We start from the raw sequence: 25,560 nt of genomic DNA, 5'->3' as shown, positions 1-25,560 counted from the left end.
ATAAATCCAATGTAATTAGTTATAATTATAGCTCCAACGGGCAAAGAACACTATCTTAAATGTTAAATGATTGCTAATTTAAGTCAAGTTTTTTCATGTTTTTGTATAACAAGCAACGCAGGAGTAAAGAATAAAGTTAAAACCGTTGCAGCCAATATTCCACTTGCTATGGTTGTTGAAATGTCAACCCACCACTGGCTTGATGGAGCATCATATGTGATTTGTAGCGTAAAAAAATTGATATTTAACCTGGTAATCATCGGTATTAAACCAAGAACTGTGGTTGCAACGGTAAGCAATATTGGCCTAACGCGAGAAATTGCAGCGTTTATTACACATCGCTTGATGTCATTTTTGTGTACCTTAATTTGGTGATGAAAGGCATCAAGCAATAGTATGTTATTATTTACTATAATTCCCGCCAAAGCAATTATCCCCACTCCACACATAACAACTACGAAAACTTGTTGGATAAGAAAGAAAACAAAAAACACACATGTTGTGGATAAAAACACTGCTGTCATTACGATAAATGTATGGTATACATTATTAAACTGTGTCACTAATACCAATATCATTAGTGTAATCGCTAATATAAAAGCCTTTAACAAAAATGCTCCTGATTTTTGTTGATCTTCTTTGTCGCCTTTAAAATCAATTTTTACTCCCTTGTCCCAATCCTGGGCAATAGAATTCTGAATGAACTTTACTCTTTCATCAACAAGATAGCCAGTATCAACGTCAGCAGAGATTGTCACTATGCGTAATCCATCAATCCTGTTTAGTTTGTTTACCTTTTTTTCGGGAGCATATTTTACTATATTGCTCATAGGATACGGGCCATTAACTGTATTGATAAAAAGATTGTCTATAGTCTTCATGTTGCGATCCTTTCCAGGGAAACGGAGTACAATATCGATTTCTTCATCCGTGTTATTTGGTCTATATTTTCCAATCAACACTCCATTTGTAACCATCTTTATAAAATCGCCAATGGTTGCAACACTTACTTCAGAGCTTGTAGCCTTATTCTTATCAACACTCATATTCCACTCTATTTCAGGTGCTGATCTGCTATCTTGAATATTTATAAACCCGGATGAAGGTTGGTTCATAATTTCTAGAATTTTCTCTGCTGCTAAATTCAAACTGGATGCACTCCCGCTGAGGTTGATTTGTATTGGCTTGTCAGCCGACGGTCCTGGCTTTTCCTCTTGAACATTAATTATTATTCCTTTCATGTCTTGCACACTGCTCCTTATATCATTTAGTATGTGCTTAGCTTTGCGCCTGAAGCGCCAATCCATAAGTTCTAGTTGTATTCTGGCGATAACGTTGTCTGAAAATGCTCCTGATCTAGCATAAGAAACATGAATTTCTTTTTCAATGCTCAAAATGCGTTCTTCCACTTCTTTGAGTATCAGATCTCGTTCTTTGGCTGATAAGCTTTCTTTTGCTTTAACACTGATTAAAATATTATCTGAATCCACTTTCGGAAAAAACTTTACTCCAGGACCAAAAGTAAAGTACAGCACACTAAATGAAAACAAAACGAATACAGTAGCACATACGAATTTTTTAGGATGATCCAAAACCTTCTCTAGCATGCGTACGTAAGCTCTTATTATAGGCCCAGCATTTTTTATTTCACCACTTTCTATAGCACTCATTTTTTTATTTCTTTTTTTGAAGTTATCGAAGGCTTACCAAATATTGCACCAAGTGTTGGTATAAAAACCAAAGCCATAATGAGCGATCCAGTCAAAGTTAGAATTATTGTAATTGGTATGTACTGCATGAATTTACCAACAGTATCAGGCCAGAATAATAGAGGAAAAAACACTGCTAATTTAGTTAACGTTGATGATAGAACCGGATAAAACATATCACGAACTGAAGTGTAAAAAGCTTCTACTTTGTCCATTCCGCAGATCATCTTTCTATCGGCATATTCGCTGATCACAATTGCATCATCAACCAGCATGCCAACAGCCATAATTAAACTGAAGAGCACAACGATATTTAAGGTTATACCCATAAAGTAAAGAGCTATTATCCCAATGAGAAAGGAACCGGGTATCGAGAGTGCCACAAGAATAGCAATCCTTGTTCCCATAGAAAGCATCATTATGATCAATATTAACAACACAGCAAATATTATGCCGTTTTCCAAGTCATCAAGCACATCGCGGACGTTTTTTGACTGGTCGTTTAAGTACACCACTTTTAAATTTTCAGGTAATTGATCTTTTGCCTTATCCATTAAGTATTTTACTTGATTTACTGTGTCTATTATGTTTTTTCCGTTACGTTTTGAAATTTCTAGCACGACACTAGGTAATCCATTAATGCGAGCAAATCCTTGGTGATCCTCAAACCTAGGGTATACTTTTGCTATATCTTTGATTCTCAAAACTGCATCGCCTTGAGATCTAATAGGAATATTCATAATATCTTCTATATCTTTTAATAACCCTGATATTTTAATCGAATATTTACCGGTATCATTTTCCAGTGACCCAGCTTCCACTAGTCTGTTATTGCTTGATATAGCTTGGAATATTTCGTTTGATTGAATGTTATATTTTGTTAGAACTGTGGGCTCAACTATCACTTCCACTGTTTCTTTACGCATACCTGCCACTTCAACTTTGAGAACATTTGGCAGAGATTCTATTTCTTTCTTTAGCTTGCGTGCTATTTCAGTTAAGGCTCTTTCTGGCAAATTACCAATTAAGCCGACATTGAGTATCGGAAATAAGCTCAAGTTTATTTCATTGATTATCGGAGATTCCGCTTCAACAGGTAACTTCGATTTTATGTTTGAAAGCTTTGAACGAACATTATCGAGCACTTCTTTATTATCATACTCTGTTCCAAATTCGAGTATCATGTGAGCACCATCATTAGTTGCAAAAGCTCTCAATTCTCTTACACCTTCGATGGATCTTAGTTCATTTTCTATAGGAAGCACTAATAGCTTTTCACTATCTTGAGCAGAAATCCCAGGAAGTCCAACAAACACGCTGATTATAGGAATCTGTATATCAGGATTGCTTTCCCTTGGCATTTTTACATAAACGTATGAACCGAAGATAAAAATTACTATAAGTAATAATACCACCGCCCTGTTTCGCTCTATGAGTAAGCTCTGCATGTTGAATGTTAGCTGAATATGTGTGTTTGTACAATATTATAGTCGAGATACATTGCATATTAATTAATCCTTGTGTAGCTTTAAAACTTTACGCAAATAATTAAAATTTTCGCAAAATTGCAAGTATAAGAAAATTCCTGTATAATAATTCTAGAACAGTATTTGAGAGGTTATTATGGTGGCAATTCTAAATGTAACAAAGGGCAAAAATAAAGTTATTGTGTCTGGATTAGCTGGAGCTTTATCAGCTTTAATATTTTTAACAGCAATCCACATTGCCGCAAAGATAGCCATTATCGTTTCTGCCGCTGCAGTTACTTACTTATTACTTTCGCTGATTCATAAAATAAGAACTAAAGCTGAAATTACTGGTGTTTCAGGAGATAAAGTTTCAGAAGATGAAGGGTATAGCAGTGTTGGTGAAGGTGAAGAAAAAGATACCGTAGAAGAACCAGAAAAAACTGAAGCTGAGTTAGAAGAAGAAATAATAAGGAAAAGAGCAGAAGAAAAAATGAAAAATGGACTACCTGAACATATGGACCTTGACGGTAACTCACTTGCTGGGGCTGATGATACAAGTCAGACTAGATACGCAACGAACTATATGGATTTAATGCGATCCCCTCCTATGCATATGAATGGATATTACCAGGAAATCACAAAAGTTGCCAGTGCTCCAAAAACTTTTGTCACTAGTGATTCAATGAGAATGCCAGAGCGGCTAACTATGGAAGATATTGTTAACCAACGTGGTTAGAGTTTATATCAAACTCTCCATCTCATATTGAAAATCAGATGCAATGCCATACACTCTATTTGGCGGAGCAATTTTGTTCTCTATACCAAAAACTATACCTTCAATTATTGCTGTGAGTACTTTTTCAAGGTCACAATCTGCTCCGGGAACGCGGTGCTCTAGGCGGCATCTTTTGAAATCGTTGCCAAAATAGGGAATTCTTATCGCAGCAGTTCTGTTATTTACTCCCCAACTAATCGTAGTTGGAGTGTGAATATCCGGATACTGAAATCTTAAATATGAATCATCATTTGGAGCAAAAAACAACATATGTTTTTTCATCATTGCACATAATCCACCAATACTATGAATCAGATAGTCACTGTACTTTTGCTCATTGATATAAAATAAGTTACCGTTATTTGAATTCACGAGATTAACATGCACATTTAATGCACTGCCTGCTCTATCCAAATAAGGCTTTGCTTTAAAAGAAACATTCCCACCTAGTTTTTGTGCTGTTTCAGTAAGTGATTGTTTTGCTAACTCAAAATGCTTAATTAAATTGTAGGAGTTCGTATAACAACCACTGTTTATCTCATACTGATGTGTAGAATTCTCCTTCTCGCAAGAAAATTCAAGAGATGCTATTTTATTTTTGATGCTATTCAGAAATAAGTATTCTTTTTCTATTCCTTCAATGTAAAACTCTAGTTCAATACCGAATACAGCATAACAACTCAAATTACTTAATATAATCATAAATTTGCTTCAGTAAATCTATATTAGGTTAGCTATATTTATATGAATACTTTACTTATTTGCCAGTAAATTTAACATCTTATTTATACATAATGTATTACTGTTTTTAATAGCATGCTTCTAATCCTCGATACAAGCGACATTTACAAATTTTTCATTTTTTTGAAATAAAAATGATCAATTTTAATGTTTTTATACCCTTTACAACCCATCAAAAAATCACCATAATTTTTAGTATGTATTAAGTAGTATTAGCTTTTCATTTTGCAGTAAGCTATTGATTATCTTATATTTTCTAATTATTGCTTTTTTCTTGGTGTGGTATATGAACTTAACTAGCCCTAAGGTTTCTACTATGTTTTTTGATCAGATTATTACAGTAACGGATCACAATGTTACTTGGGAAAAAATCCAAAATTGTCTTTATAATCTTTATGGAGAAGCAACATATAATAGCTGGCTGAGTTCACTAAAATTTGTCAGTAGCAGAAATGGGGAAGTTCTTTTATCCGTGTCAACAAGGTTTATAAAAGAGTGGATTACAGTTCATTACATGAAAAAAATATTATCATTATGGCAAAGCGAAGATAAAAGTATACGTTCTATTGATATTCAAGTAATTGAGGAGAGGAATTCAAATTTTAATGTTATACTAAAAAACAGAGAGGAAAGTAATCATAATCTTGGTTCGCCGCTGGATCCAAGGTTCACCTTTGATAATTTTGTAGTGGGAAAGCCAAATGAATTAGCATTTACGGCGGCAAAGCGTGTGGCAGAATCTATAGATCCAATATTAGGCAGCAATCCTTTGTTTCTATATGGTGGAGTGGGACTTGGTAAAACACATCTAATGCATGCTATAGCTTGGCACATAGTCAATTCCCCATCAGCAAAAAGAAAAGTGGTGTATTTATCAGCAGAGAAATTCATGTACCAATATATTACAGCGCTGCGAAGCAAAGATATTATGTTATTTAAAGAGCAATTTAGATCAGTAGATGTATTGATGGTAGATGATGTGCAATTTATCAGTGGTAAAGATAGTACACAAGAAGAATTTTTTCACACTTTCAATGCATTGATAGACCAAAATAAACAATTGGTTATATCAGCTGATAGGTCTCCTAGTGATCTTGATGGAGTGGAAGAAAGAATAAAATCACGACTCGGTTGGGGGTTGGTGGCAGATATTAATGAAACAACTTTTGAATTAAGGCTTGGTATATTGCAGGCAAAAGTGGAGCAGATGAATATGTATGTTCCGAAAGATGTCCTAGAGTTTTTAGCAAGGAACATAAAATCTAATATAAGAGAATTAGAAGGAGCATTAAATAAGGTTACCCATACCTCATTAATTGGAAGAAGTATGACGGTAGAATCAGCTAGTGAAACCCTAATCGATCTTCTTAGGTCAAATCATAGGTCAGTCACAATAGAAGAAATACAAAAGAAAGTAGCTGAATTTTTCAATATAAAGGTTGCAGATATGCAATCCAATAGAAGGCTTCGCAGTCTTGCAAGGCCAAGACAAATAGCTATGTATTTTGCCAAAAAATTTACGCAAAAAAGCCTACCAGATATTGGGAGAAACTTTGGTGGCAGAGACCATGCTACTGTTATACATGCAGTAAAACAAGTAGAAAATTTTATAAAGACCGACTCAAAATTTGCTGATGAAATCAATCGATTAAAAAAAATGTTTAAGTAGCGTTTTTAAAATAGCTAATAACAAATCCTAAAATGAATCGACTATAGTTTTAATCCGTTTAAGTTTAAAATCTTCTGTTAGCTTCGCAGAATACATTTCCTTATTGTGTTGATTATAGAAGGTAAATTCGTGATCATCTAAATTTAGTATTGCAAAGCCAAAGCCAAAAAAGTTTCTAACCTCGTGTGCTAAGTAGTTTTTACCATTTAAATAGTCAAATTCTACATTTTGATAAACAGATTCTTGATCTTGAGCGTGTAATGATGCACCACCGTTTCCAACTATAATTTGGTCTGGAACATTATCCATTAATAAAATCTGGGCTATATGAATGTGGCCAGAAACTATGGTAGTAACATTGCTTGGAAATTTATCTCCAAAAGCTTCGATTTGTGTAAGATTACCATGGCTTTTTAATGTCAAAAATTCTTTTTTTGGAGATCTCCAAAGCGGTTTATGAGTTAAAAACCACATGGGCTTGTCAGAACTATTTTGTATCAATTTATCAAATTGCCTCTCAAAAGCATCAATTGTGCTTTGGGTTGTAAAAATATCCTCACCGGATGAAGAGTCGAAGATAAAAAATTTCATCGGTCCAGCATCTAAGGACCAACTAGAAACGAAGTTTCCACATTTTTCAGACGAAAAGGGGTATGAATCTAGATACCTGAACCATCCTTCATAAGCTCTATCACAACTCTCATGGTTTCCACGAACAAAAAGGAAAGGGGATTGTGATAAAATATCCTTTGCAGGCTCAAACCAATCAGCGTACCAAACTTCTTTATTATATCCATAAATATCGCCACACTTTTTTGTATTTCTACATTTTGTTTGTCTATAATGATAATCACCAACATGGATAATTAAATCTGGTTTATGAAGGGCGATTGAATCTAAATTTTTTTTTAAAGGCCAGCTATCTACCGAATTACATTCCTGCTGAAATAACATATTTATTCTACAGCCCGTGTCACCAATGAAAGCAATTTTATTAACCTTTTTTGGTAATATAGGAACCCGTAGATCCTCAATACTAATGTTTTTGGCACTTGTTTGTACTGTCAGTTCACAAACTGTTTCGTTATGATCACCATTGTTAATTGAGCTGCGATTCAGCATTTCTGTTTCCTCGCCATCAACATAAACAATGGGACACATGTCATTGTCCGTAATTGCGCGTATGCTTAGTTTATTTTCTGGGATAACTTGAGACCATGTGTATAATATTTGTGCATGGACGAAATGAAAGCTAGTTATAAGAGAGAGAGCTAAAAAAATAAAGATATTAGCTATATTCATTTGTATAAAAACCTAAGTTAAAAATTAGTAGTAAGGTTATCTTAAATGATTAAAATTTATAATCACAAAATTCATAATCAAATTATACAAACAATTTCTAAATTATTCTAGTATCAGATTGACACTCTAGATGAAAAATTCTAAAATGATTAAGTAATTTAAAATAATTATATAAAAACTAGAATATAGTGCGGCCGTGGTGGAATTGGTAGACACGCAGCGTTGAGGTCGCTGTGGCTCATAAGGCCTTGGAAGTTCAAGTCTTCTCGGCCGCACCAGTTTTTATCGCTGTTTAATATGGGTAAAAATGTTTATAGGAAATCAGAGTAGCAATAAGGTAGAAAGAGCTATCAGCGAAATCAGGCGCGGTCGGCCAATTGTAATATATGATGAAAGTAATTACCTATTGTTTGCTGCTGCTGAGGCTTTAGAAAGAGATTTATTTAATCAATACAAGCTTACATCAAGTAATGTATATGTTACTTTAACTTCAAGTAAGGTAAAATACATATCTCAGAATAAAGAACATAACAGCAAACGTCTGTTGGTGAATAATTTTGATGAACTGCTCTATTTAATAAACTGTTCAAAGGAAGATTGCATAAAAGAGTTGCAATGCTCAAAGACAATAGATGAATGTGCTATTGCCTTGCTTAAGTTCTCAGAATTATTGCCATACGCGTTAGTGGCTGATATGACTTTTGAGAATAACCATGAAATGCGAAATTGGTGCGAGAAAAATGACGTTATTGCACTGGACACGTCATTCATAAATAATTTTCAAGAAAATCAGGATGTATATGAAGTGTGCAAAACATCATTATTTTTAAAACAGACTCAAGAAGTAAATATCATATCTTATAGAACCGAAAGTGGTGGAAGAGAACATCATGCAATTATCATTGGCAATCCAGATAAAGATGACGAACCATTAGTGAGAATTCATTCTTCGTGCTATACGGGTGACTTGTTAGATAGCTTGTCATGCGATTGCAGAAGTCAGTTACATCAAGCAATTCAAATGATAGCTGACTCTGGAAGTGGTATTATATTGTATTTGATGCAAGATGGAAGAGGCATTGGTTTAACTAATAAGTTAAGAGCGTACAGTATGCAAAGAGGACATAATCTTGATACTGTTGATGCAAATAGAATATTGGGTTTTGAAGATGATGAAAGGAGTTTTGCTGTTGCAGCTAAAATGCTTAAGAAATTGAACATTAACAAAATCCAATTACTTACAAACAATGATAGGAAATTGTCAGAATTGGAAAGTAGTGGTATAGGAGTTACAAAGTGTCTACCACTTATTGTGGAACGTAATAAATATAACGATTCATATATGGAGACAAAGTTTGGTAAATTAGGCCATAGATTAAGAGTTTTTTAGCTTTTTTGCTGTAACTACTTTGTTAATTTGCTATGTTTATTAACATAAGTTAAGATTTTTAGGAATACTAAAATGCTAAGATTTTTTAAGCGAGAAAAAAATACTGAATCCTTAGATAAGGATATAAATTGGAATTCAAACCGCTACAGCACAGTTATTGCTCAAAGGAATATTCTACTTTTATTTGCATTAATATTATTAGCAACGATCTCTATCAGCATATTAGTCATATTTAAAATTAGCACAAGTAGCACTATTGAGCCATTTGTTATAGAAATTGACAAGAAATCAGGAATAGTGCAATTGGTTGATCCTGTCACAGTAAAACAGTATTCTGCAGATGAAGCGCTAAACGATTATTTTATTTCAGAGTATATAAAAGCAAGGGAGGTTTTTGATCCATATCATTATAATTATAACTATTATACAAAGGTGAGGTTGTTTTCCTCACCTAATGTGTATAATGAATTTAGAAATTATGTAGGATCGCAGAATATGGATGATCTTTTTAATTTATATTCAGATACCAAAAGTGAATTTAAAATTCGCTCAATTCAAAAGTTGGGTAACGATGCTCTTCAGGTAAGATTTTTTGTGGAATTTACACGGAAAGATGGAAGTTCTACGAGAAAAAATAAGATAGTTATTATGTCATATAGATATGCATCGCTTGAAATGGATGATCAGCAAAGATATATTAACCCATTAGGATTTCAAGTTATTTCATATAGAGTAGATGATGAATATGTATAGGATATTATTAGTTTTAGCTTTACTTGTAAGTGGCAATTTAAACGCATCCATTAATTATAATGAGCCTATTTCTATAGATAGTAGAATAAAGACTTTTGTGTATAGCCCTAATGAAGTATTTACGGTGGTTTTTAGTCAGGGTTACTATTCTTATATTGAATTTGCGGAAGGAGAAAAAGTTAAAAATATCGCTGTTGGTGATGCATCAAGTTGGAAAATTAATCCTTATGACAATAAATTGCTTATCATGCCATTTGAAGTTAGTAGTCGCACTAACATGATTATTACGACAACTAAAAAAAGAAATTACATTTTTGATTTAATCTCAAGGCCAAACTACGATAAATACCCGGATACTGATGCTAAGAAAGTGGATCACGATTATTCTGCTGAAAAGGATATATCTTACGTAGTACGTTTTTATTATCCTCAAGAAGAAGGTGAATTTGATGTTGATTTAGATGAGGTTTCTTTACCTACTCAAATGCAATATACTACAGACAAGCTAGAAAAAATAATACAAGAAAATGATACGAAGTACAATTATACATATATTGATGAAGGTGGTAATGCGGATATAGTTCCGATCGAGTTATTTGATGATGGTTATTTAACCTATTTAAAATTTAGAAATAATAATAAAATACCTCAGGTTTTTGTAGAAGGGGAGGATAAACCTTGTAAAAGGCTGTTATTTGATGATTATGTTATAATAAAAGGAGTACATAAAAAGCTATTTATGCGTTATGAAGATGGTGAAGTTGAAATTATAAATAGGTCACTTTAGCTGTGGTACATGCAATATGAATAAAGAAAGGCGTAACAATTCAGAAGATGAATCAGAAATAGAGAATAAGGTAGTAACAGTTGGCTCTAATCAAGGTCATAGGGCATTGATGGTCATTATTTTAGTGCTTCTGGCTGGTGGAGTGTATTATCTCTATTTTAGTCCTTCTCCTAAAGAGGGTTCAGAAGTTATTAAAAAAGAGGAAACAAAGCAAAACGTTCAAGAATTGAAAGGAAAGTTGGAACAAGTTCCAGATAATGTAATGGTTCCTGAAAGAATAATAACTGATCCCTTACCACCCTTACCTCCTCTTCCTACACCACTAATCATACCAGAAATAAAACAAATTAGAAAAGAAGAAGTGATGAAAAAAGAAGAAGAGAAACCAAAAGAAACTCCTGTGTCAAATATACCTATTTTGCCAAAGCAAAATTTTCCTTCTAGTAATGTTATGGGCAATTTACCTACCTCGTTTCCTACAATAGGGGGTGGCGGTTATCCTAGAGACAGACGTAGTGCACAGATGTTGACAATTTCAGGTGGTAGTGGAGAGAACAAGGCTGCTGATGCTATTTTATCCGACACTTCAGCACAATCGAGCAAAGCTACCAGAGTAGGAAAGCTTGGTTTAATGATTACTCAAGGTAAAATTATTGATGCTGTTCTTGAAACTGCAATAAACTCTGATCTGCAAGGAATGCTGCGTGCTATGGTGAGTAGAGATGTTTATGCAGAAACTGGTGATACAGTTTTAATACCTAAAGGCTCAAGATTGATAGGCAGTTATTCATTTGACTCGAATGTTGCTAAATCTCGTGTAAATATAAACTGGAATAGAGTGATTCTGCCACATGGAATAGATATTGCAATCTCATCACTTAGTACTGACGAGCTTGGTAGAGCAGGAATAGCAGGAATAGTTGATAACAAAATAGTAAGTGCGTTATTCTCTTCAGTGACACTTGCTGGTGTTTCGATTGGTTCTGCTGTTATAGGGCAAAAGGCTTCTAATCTTGTTGATACGCTAACTATCAGAGATGCAGTAAAGTCTATCACTGCAACCGAAATAGATTTTTCTTCTCTCCAACTCATTATTGACCCAGAAAAGAAGATATCTAGTGACAAATGGAAATTAGGCCTTGGGGCTATCGGAAGAATTCGGAGTGCCAAAAGCAGACAAGATTTACTAAAAATAATGAAAGAGGAAATAGCAAAAGCACTAGGAATTGAAGAAGACGAGGTAAATATAAGCCTGGAAATTGTAAATCAACTGTTAGAACAAATTCAAAGAAAAAGCAAGTCTGTTTATGATGAAGCAATCGGGAAATCAATCGAGGATTTTTCTAAAGATATGCGGGATGTAGTGGGCAGATATACAGATAAAAAACCAACTATTTATGTTGATCAAGGCACTGCATTGAAAGTATTTGTTAACCAAGATATAGTATTTCCTCCACAGGCAATATTAAATCAATGAAATGAACTATGCTGCACTTGATACATATTTGGAGCCATTACAAGGCATATTTCAAGAAGAAGGCGTAAATGAAATATCAATAAATAAGCCAAAGGAAGTATGGATTGAAAATCGCGGTGAAATAAGGTGTGAAAAATTAGAAGTATTCGATCTTAACCATTTGAAATCTCTTGGCAGACTGATTGCTCAAGCTACAGAACAAAAACTTAGCGAAGAAGCGCCGTTACTTTCGGCAACATTACCAAATGGTTATCGTATACAGATAGTATTTCCGCCAGCATGTGAACCTGATAAAGTAGTCATGTCGATTCGTAAGCCTTCTAGCATGCAGTTAGCACTCGATGATTACGAAAAAATGGGGGCTTTTTCTGAAACTGTTACAGAAGCAACTGATAATCCAGTTGACCGTCATTTGGATTTATTGTTAAGGCAAAAAAAAATAAAAGAGTTTTTAGAATACGCTGTAATAAGTAAGAAAAATATTATAATTAGTGGTGGAACTTCCACTGGTAAGACTACTTTTACTAATGCTACTTTGCGTGCTATTCCAGCTGAGGAAAGAATTATTACTGTTGAGGATGCAAGGGAAATCGTTTTGAACGATCATCCCAATAAAGTCCATCTAATTGCCTCTAAAGGAGGGCAGGGCAGAGCAAAAGTAACCACTCAAGATTTGATAGAAGCGTGCTTACGTTTAAGGCCAGACAGAATAATAGTTGGTGAGCTCCGTGGAGCGGAAGCTTTTAGTTTTCTCAGGGCGATAAATACTGGTCACCCTGGATCAATATCAACCCTTCATGCAGATAGTCCAACAATGGCCCTTGAGCAAATAAAATTGATGGTTATGCAGGCAAATCTTGGCATTCCTCCAGACCAAATTATACCATACATTAGAAATGTGATTGATATTGTTATTCAGCTAAAAAGAACCGGTGGGGGCAAAAGAAGCATTTCTGAGATATTATTTACTAGATCTGCGAGCGAAAATGCTTAAATTTATACATAAGTTAAGGAAGAGTAGTTTATGAGTAATGGAAATCACCTACGTAATATTCTCATAGGAGGTGTAGTAGCTTTTAGCGTACTTGAGTTTTGCTTCTATCTATCTGGTATATTGTTTGTTCTGTTTGCTGATGGTCCGGATGCTGTGGATTTTAAGGCAATTAATCCTAGTTTGACGCCTTTCCCTCAAGCTCTTTGGCCAACGATTTTTGATCATATACAATATTGTTGGAATCATCCAGAGTTATATAGCCTTGAGCTCAAAATCACATTAATTATATCTTCTGCACTGCCTATCATTGTTTTAATGATTATCTTATGGAATTTAAGAAAAAGGATAATTGAGTGGCGACCATTTAAAAAGAAGGAATCACTTCATGGAGATTCGCAGTGGGCATCAGAGAAAGACATACGAAAAGCAGGATTAAGAAGCAAAAAGGGATTATTGCTTGGTAAAGATAAAAGAGGATACTTCATTTCTGATGGGTTTCAGCATGCATTGTTATTTGCACCTACAGGTTCTGGTAAGGGTGTTGGCTTTGTAATTCCTAATTTATTATTTTGGACTGACTCGGTAATTGTACACGACATAAAATTAGAAAACTATGAAATAACAAGTGGTTGGCGAGAACGACAAGGACAAAAAGTATACGTATGGAATCCAGCGCAGCCAGATGGAATAAGTCACTGTTACAATCCATTACAATGGATTAGTGAAAAACCTGGGCAGATGGTTGACGATGTGCAGAAAATAGCTAACCTAATCATGCCTGAACAAGACTTTTGGCAGAATGAAGCAAGAAGCTTATTTGTTGGAGTGGTATTATACTTACTTGCTGCACCAGAGAAAGTTAAATCTTTTGGTGAAGTTGTGCGTACGATGCGTAGTGATGACGTGGTTTATAATCTTGCTGTTGCTCTTGATACAATGGGTAAAATACTACACCCTGTAGCATATATGAATATTGCAGCTTTTTTACAAAAAGCTGATAAAGAAAGGTCAGGTGTTGTATCAACCATGAACTCATCACTTGAATTGTGGGCAAACCCATTGATTGATACTGCAACTGCGTCAAGTGATTTTAATATTCTAGATTTTAAAAAGAAGAAAATTACAGTTTATGTTGGTTTAACTCCTGACAACTTGACTAGGCTCAGGCCTTTAATGCAGGTTTTTTACCAACAGGCAACTGAGTTTTTATGTAGAAAATTGCCATCGGATGACGAGCCTTATGGCGTATTGTTTTTAATGGATGAGTTTCCTACACTTGGAAAAATGGAGCAATTTCAAACAGGTATTGCATATTTTCGTGGTTATCGAGTTAGGTTATTCTTAATTGTTCAAGATACTGAGCAGCTCAAAGGAATATACGAAGAAGCAGGGATGAACTCCTTTTTGTCAAACTCGACTTACAGAATAACTTTTGCAGCCAATAATATTGAAACAGCTAATTTAATATCGCAACTTATAGGAAACAAAACTGTACAACAAGAATCGTTGAATAAGCCTAAATTTTTAGATTTAAATCCTGCTTCAAGGTCATTACATATCTCTGAAATACAGAGAGCATTGCTATTGCCTCAAGAAGTTATTATGTTGCCACGTGACGATCAGATAATTTTAATAGAGTCGACTTACCCAATTAAATCAAAGAAAATTTTGTACTACAGTGATACCACCTTCACAAGAAGGCTGCTCAAACAAACTCGTGTGCCTACACAAGAACCATATGACCCAAACAAAGTTCTTTCTGCCGCTGCGAGCAAAGATAAGGTTAATAACGAGGGGAATAATGTTCTTGAGGGACCTAATTCAGTTGATTATCCTGCTGAAACTAAAACCGAAGATGCAGTATATGATGAATCAGATGAATTTGCAGACGAAGATATTGATGATGAAGATATCGACGATAAGTTTGAAGATGATGACGAGGAAGATGAGGATAGGAGCGATGATGGGTTTGATGACGAAGAAGAGGAGGATGAATTTGAAGATGAGGATAAATTAAAAAATGACGAGAAGTAAGGTTAACTTTGCCTATTTTTAGCTCAGAAAAGTGCAAGTTATGCAAATAATTAGGTTTTTCATATTAAGCCATTTTTAATTAATTAGTATTAGATTAGCTATTTTAACTAGGGGAGTAGTAATGATTAGTAAAAAAACATTAGCGGTTACAGCATTTGCTTTATTGTTGTCACAACAATCTTTTGCAAGTGAAACAGAAGGGTTTTACTTTGGTAGTGGGTATTACGGTCAATATTTAAATAACACAAGCGTACTAAAAACAAGCACTACAGGTATCAAAAATTTGTCTATAAATGACAGGGGTGCTCAGAACACAGAAGGTCAGTCACTAAGTGAGTATAAAGGAGATTATAATCCACCTTTTGCTGCAAATGTGGCATTTGGTTACACAGGGGAATTGGGTAACAACAGCTATAGGGCTGAATTGGAAGGGATGTATTCTTCTGTAAAAGTGGATAATATTGGTTTAACAAGTAGCCAAATAACTGTTTCATACCTAAAGGAGACTGGTGAGGATCCTGATAAAGAAACTTATCTCTATAGTGCTGCAGTTAGTCATAACCAAATTGAGAACATATCTGTAATGGCAAATGTTTATCATCATTGGAAAAGTGACCGTTTCTCTTTTTCTCCTTATGTTGGGATTGGAATCGGTGCAACAAGAATGACAATGTTTGAAAAATCGTCAATCAGACCCGCAGGTCAATTAAAAGCTGGCTTTGATTATCGCATGAGTGAAGATGTAAATATGCATATCGGATATAGAGGTTTTGGTGCTATTGGTAGCGATATTAAGCTTACAGCAAAAAAGTTAGGACAAATAGTAGCCGACTCCAATAATGCTAGAGAAAGGAAGCTTAATCGTAGCTCAGGTAGCGAAGTAACTGAGGAAATAAATATAGGTAATCAACTATTTCACACACACGGCATAGAGGCTGGTCTTACTTTCCATTTTGCCAGCAAAGCTTAAACATGTTGCCCTTTAAAAAATGCATAAAACCGTTCCTGTCATCCTATGGCTTGACCATAGGATCTAGTTAAATATAGATCCAAGTAGTCACGCTACTTGGATGACTAGGTAGAGGGTACTGGGATGATATAGGATAATATGGGATGAAGGCAAAAAAACATTAGCTATGTTTTTTGCATAACAATGCATCTCTTCATTCCCGCTAAGTCATATACATATTCCTGAAAAGCTAATTCGTATGAGGGGATTATTTTGTCAATATTGCTTTGATCTTCACCTATCTCGAATATCGCAAACCCATTTTTTTTAAGGCACCTCCTTAATATTGGAAAAATGCTCAAGTAACAGCTCAAACCATCAATACCACCATCAAGAGCAATTCTTGGTTCCTTTTGCACTTCAGCTTGCAAGTCTTTCAATTTGCTTCTTTTAATATATGGAGGATTACTGATTATAAGATCGAATGAACCTCTGCACTCTGTCCACGAACTTGGAAATATTTTGGCTCTGCTGAGAAGATCATGTTTTTTTGTGTTCTGATAGGCAACTTTATATGCTTCCAAGCTTTTTTCAAAACCGACGCCAACAGCATATTCATACTCACTAAGTACGGATATCAATAAACAACCTGTGCCTGTACCAAAATCTGCAATTTTTAGTTTCTGTTTTTTGTTTGGGTAATATTTTAACACTGCTAGGATTATTGTTTCACTATCTGGCCTTGGATCTAAAACATGCTGGTTAACTATAAAATTTTTACTCCAGAATTCACGATTACCTATTATTTGTGATATTGGATATCTTTCCGCTCTTTTTTTTGTTAATTTCCAAAATAAAAGTTCTTTCTCCATCGGCACTTGATCAGCATGGTTCACAATTATAAATGATCTTTCCACTCCAAGTACGTGCTGCATGATGATTTCACAATCTAAATGTGGTGATTCAACTTTATGTGACGATAATAACTCCGATCCTTCTTGAATTAAAGTGCTGATTGTTTTCATTATTCTAAAAATATGTTTCTTTCAGCCAAAAATAGCAAGATGAGCTTCCAGTTTAGGGTAGCTGCACTAAATCCCAGTGTCAAGCACGCAGCTGTACGAACATTGCAATTTGCAGATCCAAGTAGCTTGACTACTTGGATCCAGCTAAGTTGGTGAGCATAAAAGTATAGCTAATGCGAGCTTTACGTCATACCGTCACGGTATCTCTAGATTCCGCTAACACGTAGCGGGACGACGAGGTCAGGGTGTCATCCTAGTACCTTCTCCTGTCATCCCAGTGCCCTGACTACTTGGATCCAGGAAAAAGAATGGTGTCATCCAAGTAGCCTCCCTCCCCTGTCATCCCAGTGCCCAGACACTGGGATCCAGAAAAGTTTGCTTGTAAGCAAGCAAACTAGCACAGAAAGTGGTTACAACATTTTCGATGAGATTATATGGAAAACTGGATTCCAGTGTCAAGCACTGGAATGACACCTTCCTGCCCAGTTCATGTTGCCATAAATATTAAGAAATTTACCAAGCAAAAAAAGGCAAAAGAAGCCCTAGTCATTGTCTATTTTCAGTATTGGCGTTTTTTAAGTCTTAAACACTGCAATTTAGCTGCTTTTAAATGCAACTCACCTTAGTTTAAATGTTTAAGAAATTTACTAAGCAAAAAAAAAGGCAAAAGATATCCCGTATTAGCTAGTTGTCACTCTCTAATCCTGCAAATTGGCGTACTATACTGTCTTAAACGCTTTATAAGCGCGTTTCAGCTTATATAGGTAAAAACCCAGAAATGTTGTGAAGAAGTAAAGTGTGCATAGTGCAAAAAATTAAAAATAAGACGCCAATTACGTAATACTGTTGTCATTTAATCTGCACAGATTGAAGATAAATGAATACCTTCAGTACCATGATAATGGGGCTGGCGAAGGGTGTCAAGTAAGTTTTTTCGTTTCTACTGAATGACAGTTGTGGCTTGGGAGGTAGTGCAAGAAGTCTACTGATGGCTTTCAAGGCAGTTGAGCTTAATTATTAGAGTAGTAATGTTTATTTTTATATTGACTATTGAGGTTTATTATTTTATAACTAAAAACTTAGTTATTTTAATGAGCTTGAGTTTATAACATATGCCTACGATAAATCAATTAATACGTAAGGGTAGATTAGGATTGACCCATAAGAAAAAGGTACCAGCTTTGGGAGAAAGCAACCCTCAAAGGAGAGGTGTTTGCACTAAGGTGTATACTACAACTCCTAGAAAGCCTAACTCAGCACTCCGTAAAGTAGCCAGAGTAAAAATTAGTGGGTATGGTGAAGTGACGGCTTATATACCTGGTGAAGGTCATAATTTACAAGAACACTCTGTTGTTTTGATACGTGGTGGGCGGGTTAAAGATTTGCCAGGTGTGCGTTATCACATAATAAGAGGTGCCCTTGATCTGCGTGGTGTGCAAAATCGAAAGAAAGCTCGTTCAAAATATGGTGTAAAGAAATCTGGTTAAAGTTTATGGCTCGTCGGAATAAAGCAAAAAAAAGAGAAATAAGTCCTGATTCGCGTTACGGCAGTGTTTTGCTGATGCGTTTCATTAATACAATCATGAAATGTGGTAAAAAATCTACTGCAGAAAAGATTATCTATGACGCTTTGTCTTTAGCTGAAAAGAAAATAGGCGAAGGTGGGTTATCAATTTTTGAGACAGCAGTAGGAAATGTTACTCCTTCTATAGAAGTGCGTTCTCGACGCATTGGTGGTGCAACTTATCAAGTACCTGTTGAAGTTCGACAAGATAGAGCGGTTTCTTTAGCGTTAAGGTGGATTGCTAAAGCAACTTCTGCTGCTCGAAAAAAGAGTGGAAAAACCACTGTTGATTGTTTGCAATCTGAAATACTGGATGCTTATAATAAACGCGGTGGTGCGTTTAAGATGTGCGAAGAAAAATATAAAATGGCTGAAGCTAATAAGGCATTTTCTCATCTTCGTTTTTAATGTTAGCTAATTAATTGTGATATGGAAATTGGAATATCTAAATACAGAAATATAGGGATAATGGCTCACATAGATGCTGGTAAGACTACCACAACAGAGCGTATTTTATTTTATACTGGTAAGCAAAATAGAATTGGTGAAGTGCACGATGGTGCAGCTTCTATGGATTGGATGGAGCAGGAAAAAGAGCGTGGTATTACAATCACATCTGCTGCAACAACATGTTTTTGGAATGATCATAGGGTCAATATAATAGACACTCCTGGTCACGTTGATTTCACTATTGAAGTTGAGAGATCTTTAAGGGTTTTGGATGGTGCAGTTGCTGTATTTGATGGAGTTGCTGGAGTTGAACCTCAATCTGAGACAGTGTGGCGTCAAGCTGATAAATATAGCGTTCCTCGTATCTGCTTTGTTAATAAGATGGATAGAATAGGGGCAAATTTTTATCGATGTGTTGATATGATAAAGACGAAGCTTGGTGCAGCACCTTTAGTTATTCATTTACCAATAGGGAGTGAGAAAGATTTCAAAGGTATAATTGACCTTATTTCTATGAAAGCCATTATATGGCAAGAAGAAACGTTGGGCGCTAAATTTTCTTATGAAGATATTCCTTCTGATTTGCTTGATAAGGCTCAAGAATATCGAAATCTTTTATTAGATGCTGCAGCTGAGATGGATGATGAAGCGATGAATACTTACTTTGAGTCTAATGATCTGCCAGTGGATTTACTGAAAAAATGCGTGAGAAATGGGACCATTAAAGGAAAATTTGTTCCTGTGTTATGTGGATCAGCTTTTAAAAATAAAGGCGTACAACCACTTTTAGATGGTGTGGTTGACTTTTTACCTTCTCCTATTGATGTTGATGTAATTGTTGGAATTGATCCTAAAGATTCAGAAAAGAAAATTGAGGTCAAACCTTCAGAAAAAGAGAAATTTGTTGCTCTTGCATTTAAAGTGATGACGGATAAATTTGTAGGCAGCTTGACGTTTATCCGTATTTATTCTGGTAAATTAAAGTCTAAATCTACCGTTTCAAATGCGTTAAAAAACGAAACTGAAGGGATTGGCAGAATGTTACTTATGCATGCAAATAACCGAGAAGATATAACTGAGGCTAGGGCTGGAGATATAGTTGCTTTAGTTGGGCTAAAGAAAACAACCACCGGAGATACTTTATGTTCTGTTGATTTTCCTATATTATTGGAGCGTATGGAATTTCCTGAGCCTGTTATTGAAATTGCTGTGGAACCTAAAACCACTTCAGATCAGGAAAAATTAGGTATTGCTCTAAATAGGTTGGTTGCAGAAGATCCTTCTTTAAGAATGTCAGTAAATGCGGAAAGCGGCCAGACTATATTGAAAGGCATGGGTGAGCTCCATCTTGAGATTATTGTTGATAGAATGAAGCGCGAGTTTAACGTTGAGGCTAATGTCGGTGCTCCTCAGGTTGCATATCGTGAAACTATCACTAAATCTGTTGAAATTGATTATACTCATAAAAAACAGTCCGGTGGTGCTGGTCAATTTGCTAAGGTTAAAATAAAATTTGAACCTCTTGAGCCTGGTTCTGGGTTTCAATTTGAAAGTAAAATTGTAGGTGGTGCTATTCCAAAGGAGTATATTCCTGGAGTAGAAAATGGCTTGGAGTTGATAAAAGAAGGTGGTATAATTTCGGGATTTCCGTTGATTGATTTTAAGGCTACTCTTCTTGATGGTGCTTTTCATGAGGTTGATTCTAGTCCTTTAGCTTTTGAACTTGCTGCTAAGGGTGCTTTTAAGGAAATGGCGAATAAAGCTGGTCCAAAAATGTTAGAACCTATAATGAAAGTTGAAATCATTACTCCTGAAGAATATATGGGTGATGTTATGGGTGATATAAATAGTAGAAGAGGAAATGTTGCTGATATGCTGGATTTAGGTAATAATAGCAAAATAATTACTGCTTCGGTGCCTCTTGCAAATATGTTTGGTTATATCAACGTTTTGCGTTCTATGTCTCAGGGAAGAGCCCAGTATAGTATGCATTTTTCTTATTATGAACAAGTACCACAATATGTGGTTGATGAATTAAAGTTAAAGTATAATTAAGGGTAATAATTATGACAGCAGTAGTGGAAGCATTTGGAAAACCACATGTAAATGTGGGAACAATAGGACATGTGGATCATGGGAAGACAACGTTAACAGCAGCGATAACAAAGCATTATGGAAATTTTGTAGCGTATGATCAGATAGATAAGGCGCCAGAAGAAAGGAAGAGGGGGATAACGATAGCAACAGCGCATGTTGAGTATCAGACGGAAAAAAGGCATTATGCACACGTTGATTGTCCTGGACACGCTGACTATGTAAAGAACATGATAGTAGGTGCAGCACAGATGGATGCGGCGATATTGGTAGTGTCAGGGGTTGATGGGCCAATGCCACAAACGAGAGAGCATATATTACTGGCGAAGCAGGTAGGTGTTGGATATATCGTGGTGTATATAAATAAAGCTGATGTTGCTGATGCTGATATGATAGATTTAGTAGAAATGGAAGTGAGGGAATTGCTGAGTAAATACGGATTTCCAGGGGATGAAGTGCCTGTGGTGGTTGGTTCAGCACTCAAGGCGCTGGAGGATGACAGCAGCGAATATGGAAAGAAATCAATAGACAAATTGATGGAAAAGTTAGATGAATATGTGGCGGTTCCACCAAGGCCTGTGGATTTACCATTTTTACTGCCAATCGAAGATGTATTTTCGATATCGGGGCGAGGAACAGTGGTAACAGGAAGAATAGAGAAGGGAGAGATAAAGACGGGAGAAGAGATAGAGATAATAGGTTTAAAAGCAACACAAAAGACAATATGTACAGGTGTTGAGATGTTTAAGAAGTTGCTAGAGAAGGGGAGTGCAGGGCTCAATGTAGGAATATTGCTGAGAGGAACAAAAAGAGAAGAAGTGGAGAGGGGGCAAGTATTAGCAAAACCGGGGACGATAACACCGCATAGAAAGTTTAAGGCGGAGGTTTATATATTAAAGAAAGAGGAAGGAGGAAGGCATACACCATTTTTTGCGAATTACCAGCCACAGTTTTATTTAAGGACAACGGATGTAACTGGGAGCATAAAATTGCTAGATGGGAAGGAGATGGTAATGCCAGGAGATAATGTGAGTGTAGAAGTAGAATTGCAAGTACCGATAGCAATGGATAAGGGATTGCGTTTTGCGATAAGAGAAGGCGGTAGAACTGTTGGTTCTGGTGTTGTTTCTGAAATTTTGGAGTGAGAGTTTGAGTTATAGGAGTGTAGCTCAATTGGTAGAGCGCTGGTCTCCAAAACCAGAGGTTGTAGGTTCAATTCCTATCGCTCCTGCATTAATGTTGTGGTGGAAATGTTAAAAAGTTTGTGTGGTTTTTTCTGTGATATAAAGCAAGAAATACGAAGAATTGCTTGGGTAAAGAAACAGGAGGTGTTGTCATCTCTATTTGTTGTAATGATTGTTGTATTATGCTTTTCGATTTTCTTCTGTTTTGTGGATTTTATGTCTCTTTACGTAATTAAGGCTTTATTTGGAATTATTTATGGAATGTGAATATAAATGGTATATCATTAAAGTTGATTATGGATATGAGCAAAACATACGCGAATTGGTAAGTAATGCTGTTTATTTTAAGGAAGTGTTTATTCCTTATCAAACGGTATGTAATTCAAAGTCTGATATAAAAGAATTATGTGAAGTGTATGTATATATGCATCTGTGTGATGAAAGCAAAAATATTTTGAATCAAACGCCTGGATTCTGCAGTGGCGAATCTGGTGATTTTGAGATGATTTCAGATGATGAGATAAGTTTAAAGTGTAAAGAATTTAATAGATATAAATGGTATATCTTGAGAGTTGCTTCCAATTGTGAAGAGAAAGTGCGCCAACATATATTGGAAAATTCTATGAGATTGGGTGTTAATGATTACTTTAAGGAAGTTTTTATTCCATATGAAGAGCTAAGTGAAGTAGAGTTGAAATCTAAGAAAATTGCTACACGAAGGAAATGCTTTCCTGGTTATGTCTTTTTATACGTGAATTTATGCGATGAAGTATTGAATTTTATCAATAATATACCAAAATCTCTTAAGGTTTATGGATTTTTGAAAAACGGTAATATTCCAAAGGTGATTTTGGATGATGAGATTCACTCAATGTGTAATGCACTTTATAATGCTCAAGAGACAAAGAAGTTAGGTTATGGTTATGAAAAAGGTGAAAAAGTGAAAATTAATGATGGTCTTTTTCAAAATTTTACTGGTAAGGTAAATATGGTAAATGATGAGAAAAAAATTATTAATGTGGAAGTATCGATTTTAGGTAAGCCGACAATAATAGAGCTTGATCTGGCTCAAGTAGAGAAAATAGAGGATTAATTATGAGTGTTATAGTTGCTAAGATTAACTTACTTATGGAAGCTGGGAAAGCAGTTCCAGGACCGAAAATTGCTTCAGTACTTGGTCCACGTGGTATACCTGTTCCTAAGTTTTGTGAAGCTTTTAATAAAGTTACTAGTGCTGCTAACGCTAATTATAAAGTAGGCGATTTAGTAACAGTGCGAATTTCCATAAAGGATGATCGCTCTCATGATTTTACTGTCAGCGGTCCGCCTGTGGCTTATTTACTTAAGCAGGAGGCTAAATTAAGTAAAAGTTCTGGTAATCCTGGTAAAGAATTAGTGGCTAAATTACCTATGTCTGCTATAATTAAAGTAGCAAAGTGCAAGATGGTTGATATGAAAGTGGATAATGAAGATTCAGCAGTGAAAATGGTTGTAGGCACTGCAAAATCTATGGGTATAGAAGTTGTGGAAGGTTAGGTAAATGAATACATATAATGATAATCCTAAGCAGTGTTTGAAGAAGGTTGTTGAGTCTGCTTCAGCAAAATTTAATGAATCAGTTGATATTGCGGTCAATTTAGGCGTAGATTCACGTAAATCTGAAGAGCAGGTGCGTGGTACAGTAGTTTTGCCTAAAGGTATCGGGAAGAATATTAAAGTAGCTGTTTTCGCTCAAGATAAACATTTATTAGAAGCTGAAAAAGCTGGTGCTGATATTGCAGGAGGAGAGGATTTAGTTGAAGAAATAAAAAAAGGTAGAAAGTTAGATGTTGATTGGTGCATTACTACTCCTGATTTTATGGCAAAAATCACTCCTATTGCAAAAGTATTGGGTGCTAAAGGGCTGATGCCTAACCCTAAATTTGGTACTGTGACTTCTAACATTGCAGAAGCTATTAAAACCATTAAGTCTGGTCAGGTAAAATTTAGAACAGATAAAAATGGTGTTATTCATGGTAAATTAGGAAATATTAAATTTGATATTGATGACTTGCTAGAAAATTTAAAAGCCTTTCTTAAAGTAATTAAAGATAATAAACCTATTTCTGCGAAAGGAATTTACTTTAAGGGTGTTTTTTTAAATTCAACTATGGGTAAAGCTTATAAGATAGGCAAAGTGGAAGATATAATTTAAGGGAGTGATACCGTGAAGCGTAAAGATAAGGATGAATTTATACAGAGCACAATAAACGTATTTGTAAATAATGATTTCTTGATATTAGTAAATTTTAAATCTATAAATGCTAATGATTCATTAACTCTGAGGAATAGTCTGAAGTCTATAGCAGGTGGGGTATTAGTAGTTAAAAACACTCTAGCGCGCTTGGCTTTGGAAAGGACTGGTAAATTCTCTTATTTATCAGGCAAATTTTCCGGTCCTGTTGCTATTATATACTCTAGTGGCATAGTAGAAGCTGCAAAATTAATAGTTGATTTTACTAATGCTAACAAAGAAAAAATGTCTGTGATTTGCGCAGCTCATTTAAATGAATTGTTAACAGTGGAAGATGTTAATAAACTGGCTAAGTTGCCTTCTCTGGATGAATTGCGTGTTAAAATTATGCGTTTAATATCTTATGATATTCCTGCTCGGTTAGCGTTGTCTATTAATTCATCTTCTATGAGGCTTATGAGAGTTTTGGATTATTATAGTTCTAAAAAATAAATTTGTTGTTAAGTAAGGTGGTAATTATGAGTAATGTAACAAGTGATTTGGTTGATAAAATATTATCTTTAAACCTATTAGAGGCTTCTGAACTTGTAAAAGTTTTAGAAGAGAAAATAGGGTTGCCTGCTGGTTCTTTTCTTGGTGGAGCTGTTGGTGCTGGGGCGCCTATTGGTGATAATGCTGCTGCTCCTGCTGCTCAAGAAAAAGCTGAGTATAAAGTTGTGATTAAAGAAATTGATGCGAGTAAAAAAATAGGAGTTATTAAAGCTGTGAGAGAGGTTAATTCTACATTGGGTTTAAAAGAAGCAAAAGAGTTGGTTGAATCTTTACCTAAAGATTTGACTGCTAATGTTCCTAAAGACGAAGCAGAAAAAATCAAGCAAAAACTTATTGAAGCAGGAGCAACTAAAGTGGAGCTTGAATAATATTTAATGTATTAATTTTATATTGATATAGCTCTTTTAAT

General features: G+C 35.2%; 22 protein-coding genes, 2 tRNA genes and 1 pseudogene. 21 read left to right on the top strand and 4 right to left on the bottom strand.

What is annotated here, in order from left to right; all coding sequences use genetic code 11:
* Positions 1 to 83: 83 nt before the first annotated feature.
* Positions 84 to 3,157: pseudogene (locus AAGD79_RS05330) on the bottom strand (efflux RND transporter permease subunit).
* Positions 3,158 to 3,332: 175 nt separating this feature from the next.
* On the opposite strand from AAGD79_RS05330, the gene AAGD79_RS05325 reads away from it, so the two are divergent.
* Positions 3,333 to 3,914 (top strand): hypothetical protein, encoded by a 582-nt coding sequence (locus AAGD79_RS05325; protein WP_341811249.1) that lies wholly within the window; start codon positions 3,333 to 3,335, stop codon positions 3,912 to 3,914.
* A gap of 3 nt (positions 3,915 to 3,917) precedes the next feature.
* Here AAGD79_RS05325 and AAGD79_RS05320 read toward each other — a convergent pair whose 3' ends face one another.
* Entirely contained in the window at positions 3,918 to 4,655 is a 738-nt protein-coding gene (locus AAGD79_RS05320) for a glutamine synthetase (RefSeq protein WP_341811248.1), read from the bottom strand.
* A gap of 325 nt (positions 4,656 to 4,980) precedes the next feature.
* Between AAGD79_RS05320 and dnaA the strand changes: the two genes are divergently transcribed.
* Entirely contained in the window at positions 4,981 to 6,363 is a 1,383-nt protein-coding gene (dnaA, locus tag AAGD79_RS05315) for a chromosomal replication initiator protein DnaA (protein WP_010962298.1), read from the top strand.
* A 27-nt stretch (positions 6,364 to 6,390) separates the two neighbouring features.
* Here the strand turns inward: dnaA and AAGD79_RS05310 are convergent, their stop codons facing one another.
* Complete coding sequence (locus AAGD79_RS05310) at positions 6,391 to 7,665, bottom strand: metallophosphoesterase (protein WP_006279778.1); 1,275 nt, start codon at positions 7,663 to 7,665, stop codon at positions 6,391 to 6,393.
* 190 nt (positions 7,666 to 7,855) lie between these two features.
* On the opposite strand from AAGD79_RS05310, the gene AAGD79_RS05305 reads away from it, so the two are divergent.
* The 8 genes from AAGD79_RS05305 (at position 7,856) to AAGD79_RS05270 (ending at position 16,070) form a co-directional block, all read left to right on the top strand.
* Positions 7,856 to 7,943: transfer RNA gene (locus AAGD79_RS05305), tRNA-Leu, on the top strand.
* 29 nt (positions 7,944 to 7,972) lie between these two features.
* Entirely contained in the window at positions 7,973 to 9,055 is a 1,083-nt protein-coding gene (locus AAGD79_RS05300) for a GTP cyclohydrolase II (protein WP_010082649.1), read from the top strand.
* 72 nt (positions 9,056 to 9,127) lie between these two features.
* Positions 9,128 to 9,808, top strand: a complete 681-nt coding sequence (locus AAGD79_RS05295) for a virB8 family protein (protein WP_151807683.1) — start codon at positions 9,128 to 9,130, stop codon at positions 9,806 to 9,808.
* Positions 9,795 to 10,595 carry a P-type conjugative transfer protein VirB9 gene (virB9, locus tag AAGD79_RS05290; protein WP_174515708.1) on the top strand — a complete coding sequence of 267 codons (801 nt, stop codon included), beginning with the start codon at positions 9,795 to 9,797 and terminating at the stop codon, positions 10,593 to 10,595. Before AAGD79_RS05295 ends, virB9 begins: the two co-directional genes overlap by 14 nt.
* A 16-nt stretch (positions 10,596 to 10,611) precedes the next feature.
* On the top strand, positions 10,612 to 12,072 hold the full coding sequence (locus AAGD79_RS05285) for a TrbI/VirB10 family protein (protein WP_174515709.1): 1,461 nt from the start codon (positions 10,612 to 10,614) through the stop codon (positions 12,070 to 12,072).
* A gap of 1 nt (position 12,073) precedes the next feature.
* Positions 12,074 to 13,066, top strand: coding sequence for a P-type DNA transfer ATPase VirB11 (gene virB11 / locus AAGD79_RS05280; protein WP_065094644.1), 993 nt, complete (start codon positions 12,074 to 12,076; stop codon positions 13,064 to 13,066).
* A 30-nt stretch (positions 13,067 to 13,096) separates the two neighbouring features.
* Positions 13,097 to 15,100, top strand: a complete 2,004-nt coding sequence (locus tag AAGD79_RS05275) for a type IV secretory system conjugative DNA transfer family protein (RefSeq protein WP_341811247.1) — start codon at positions 13,097 to 13,099, stop codon at positions 15,098 to 15,100.
* A gap of 121 nt (positions 15,101 to 15,221) precedes the next feature.
* A complete protein-coding gene (locus AAGD79_RS05270; protein ID WP_341811246.1) occupies positions 15,222 to 16,070 on the top strand; it encodes a P44/Msp2 family outer membrane protein in 849 nt (282 codons plus the stop codon).
* Between the two features lie 164 nt (positions 16,071 to 16,234).
* Here AAGD79_RS05270 and prmC read toward each other — a convergent pair whose 3' ends face one another.
* On the bottom strand, positions 16,235 to 17,074 hold the full coding sequence (gene prmC, locus AAGD79_RS05265; RefSeq protein ID WP_341811245.1) for a peptide chain release factor N(5)-glutamine methyltransferase: 840 nt from the start codon (positions 17,072 to 17,074) through the stop codon (positions 16,235 to 16,237).
* Between the two features lie 1,112 nt (positions 17,075 to 18,186).
* Here prmC and rpsL point away from each other — a divergent pair.
* From rpsL to rplL, 11 genes are all read left to right on the top strand, one after another.
* Entirely contained in the window at positions 18,187 to 18,561 is a 375-nt protein-coding gene (gene rpsL, locus AAGD79_RS05260) for a 30S ribosomal protein S12 (RefSeq protein ID WP_006279787.1), read from the top strand.
* 5 nt (positions 18,562 to 18,566) lie between these two features.
* Positions 18,567 to 19,046, top strand: a complete 480-nt coding sequence (gene rpsG / locus AAGD79_RS05255) for a 30S ribosomal protein S7 (RefSeq protein WP_007549313.1) — start codon at positions 18,567 to 18,569, stop codon at positions 19,044 to 19,046.
* 21 nt (positions 19,047 to 19,067) lie between these two features.
* Positions 19,068 to 21,143 (top strand): elongation factor G, encoded by a 2,076-nt coding sequence (gene fusA / locus AAGD79_RS05250; protein WP_341811244.1) that lies wholly within the window; start codon positions 19,068 to 19,070, stop codon positions 21,141 to 21,143.
* 11 nt (positions 21,144 to 21,154) lie between these two features.
* The gene (gene tuf / locus AAGD79_RS05245; RefSeq protein ID WP_341811243.1) at positions 21,155 to 22,327 is read left to right on the top strand and encodes an elongation factor Tu; all 1,173 of its coding nucleotides are present in this window, start codon (positions 21,155 to 21,157) and stop codon (positions 22,325 to 22,327) included.
* A 13-nt stretch (positions 22,328 to 22,340) separates the two neighbouring features.
* Positions 22,341 to 22,413 (top strand) — tRNA-Trp (locus AAGD79_RS05240).
* A 19-nt stretch (positions 22,414 to 22,432) separates the two neighbouring features.
* Complete coding sequence (secE, locus tag AAGD79_RS05235; RefSeq protein ID WP_341811242.1) at positions 22,433 to 22,633, top strand: preprotein translocase subunit SecE; 201 nt, start codon at positions 22,433 to 22,435, stop codon at positions 22,631 to 22,633.
* Positions 22,623 to 23,459, top strand: coding sequence for a transcription termination/antitermination protein NusG (nusG, locus tag AAGD79_RS05230; RefSeq protein ID WP_070356705.1), 837 nt, complete (start codon positions 22,623 to 22,625; stop codon positions 23,457 to 23,459). The genes secE and nusG overlap by 11 nt, the downstream gene beginning before the upstream one ends.
* Before the next feature lie 2 nt (positions 23,460 to 23,461).
* Complete coding sequence (locus AAGD79_RS05225) at positions 23,462 to 23,902, top strand: 50S ribosomal protein L11 (protein ID WP_006279541.1); 441 nt, start codon at positions 23,462 to 23,464, stop codon at positions 23,900 to 23,902.
* Between the two features lie 4 nt (positions 23,903 to 23,906).
* Entirely contained in the window at positions 23,907 to 24,560 is a 654-nt protein-coding gene (rplA, locus tag AAGD79_RS05220) for a 50S ribosomal protein L1 (protein WP_341811241.1), read from the top strand.
* 12 nt (positions 24,561 to 24,572) lie between these two features.
* Positions 24,573 to 25,091, top strand: a complete 519-nt coding sequence (gene rplJ / locus AAGD79_RS05215; protein WP_006279539.1) for a 50S ribosomal protein L10 — start codon at positions 24,573 to 24,575, stop codon at positions 25,089 to 25,091.
* A 26-nt stretch (positions 25,092 to 25,117) separates the two neighbouring features.
* Positions 25,118 to 25,519 carry a 50S ribosomal protein L7/L12 gene (rplL, locus tag AAGD79_RS05210; RefSeq protein WP_007551887.1) on the top strand — a complete coding sequence of 134 codons (402 nt, stop codon included), beginning with the start codon at positions 25,118 to 25,120 and terminating at the stop codon, positions 25,517 to 25,519.
* Positions 25,520 to 25,560 lie beyond the last annotated feature (41 nt).

Origin of the sequence: Wolbachia endosymbiont (group A) of Oxytorus armatus (genome assembly GCF_964027005.1) — a bacterium.
Lineage (GTDB): Bacteria > Pseudomonadota > Alphaproteobacteria > Rickettsiales > Anaplasmataceae > Wolbachia > Wolbachia pipientis.
The sequence above is the reverse complement of the archived record's forward strand: the minus strand, read 5'-3'. Positions and strand labels throughout refer to the sequence as shown.

Coding starts and splice junctions, on each gene's coding strand:
- rpsG (WP_007549313.1), top strand. CDS start 18,567: ATGGCTCGTCGGAATAAAGCAAAAAAAAGAGAAATAAGTCCTGATTCG.
- AAGD79_RS05300 (WP_010082649.1), top strand. CDS start 7,973: ATGTTTATAGGAAATCAGAGTAGCAATAAGGTAGAAAGAGCTATCAGC.
- AAGD79_RS05310 (WP_006279778.1), bottom strand. CDS start 7,665: ATGAATATAGCTAATATCTTTATTTTTTTAGCTCTCTCTCTTATAACT.
- AAGD79_RS05320 (WP_341811248.1), bottom strand. CDS start 4,655: ATGATTATATTAAGTAATTTGAGTTGTTATGCTGTATTCGGTATTGAA.
- AAGD79_RS05285 (WP_174515709.1), top strand. CDS start 10,612: ATGAATAAAGAAAGGCGTAACAATTCAGAAGATGAATCAGAAATAGAG.
- secE (WP_341811242.1), top strand. CDS start 22,433: ATGTTAAAAAGTTTGTGTGGTTTTTTCTGTGATATAAAGCAAGAAATA.
- AAGD79_RS05225 (WP_006279541.1), top strand. CDS start 23,462: ATGAGTGTTATAGTTGCTAAGATTAACTTACTTATGGAAGCTGGGAAA.
- AAGD79_RS05275 (WP_341811247.1), top strand. CDS start 13,097: ATGAGTAATGGAAATCACCTACGTAATATTCTCATAGGAGGTGTAGTA.
- fusA (WP_341811244.1), top strand. CDS start 19,068: ATGGAAATTGGAATATCTAAATACAGAAATATAGGGATAATGGCTCAC.
- rpsL (WP_006279787.1), top strand. CDS start 18,187: ATGCCTACGATAAATCAATTAATACGTAAGGGTAGATTAGGATTGACC.
- nusG (WP_070356705.1), top strand. CDS start 22,623: ATGGAATGTGAATATAAATGGTATATCATTAAAGTTGATTATGGATAT.
- dnaA (WP_010962298.1), top strand. CDS start 4,981: ATGAACTTAACTAGCCCTAAGGTTTCTACTATGTTTTTTGATCAGATT.
- rplL (WP_007551887.1), top strand. CDS start 25,118: ATGAGTAATGTAACAAGTGATTTGGTTGATAAAATATTATCTTTAAAC.
- AAGD79_RS05270 (WP_341811246.1), top strand. CDS start 15,222: ATGATTAGTAAAAAAACATTAGCGGTTACAGCATTTGCTTTATTGTTG.
- AAGD79_RS05295 (WP_151807683.1), top strand. CDS start 9,128: ATGCTAAGATTTTTTAAGCGAGAAAAAAATACTGAATCCTTAGATAAG.
- rplA (WP_341811241.1), top strand. CDS start 23,907: ATGAATACATATAATGATAATCCTAAGCAGTGTTTGAAGAAGGTTGTT.
- tuf (WP_341811243.1), top strand. CDS start 21,155: ATGACAGCAGTAGTGGAAGCATTTGGAAAACCACATGTAAATGTGGGA.
- AAGD79_RS05325 (WP_341811249.1), top strand. CDS start 3,333: ATGGTGGCAATTCTAAATGTAACAAAGGGCAAAAATAAAGTTATTGTG.
- prmC (WP_341811245.1), bottom strand. CDS start 17,074: ATGAAAACAATCAGCACTTTAATTCAAGAAGGATCGGAGTTATTATCG.
- virB9 (WP_174515708.1), top strand. CDS start 9,795: ATGAATATGTATAGGATATTATTAGTTTTAGCTTTACTTGTAAGTGGC.
- virB11 (WP_065094644.1), top strand. CDS start 12,074: ATGAACTATGCTGCACTTGATACATATTTGGAGCCATTACAAGGCATA.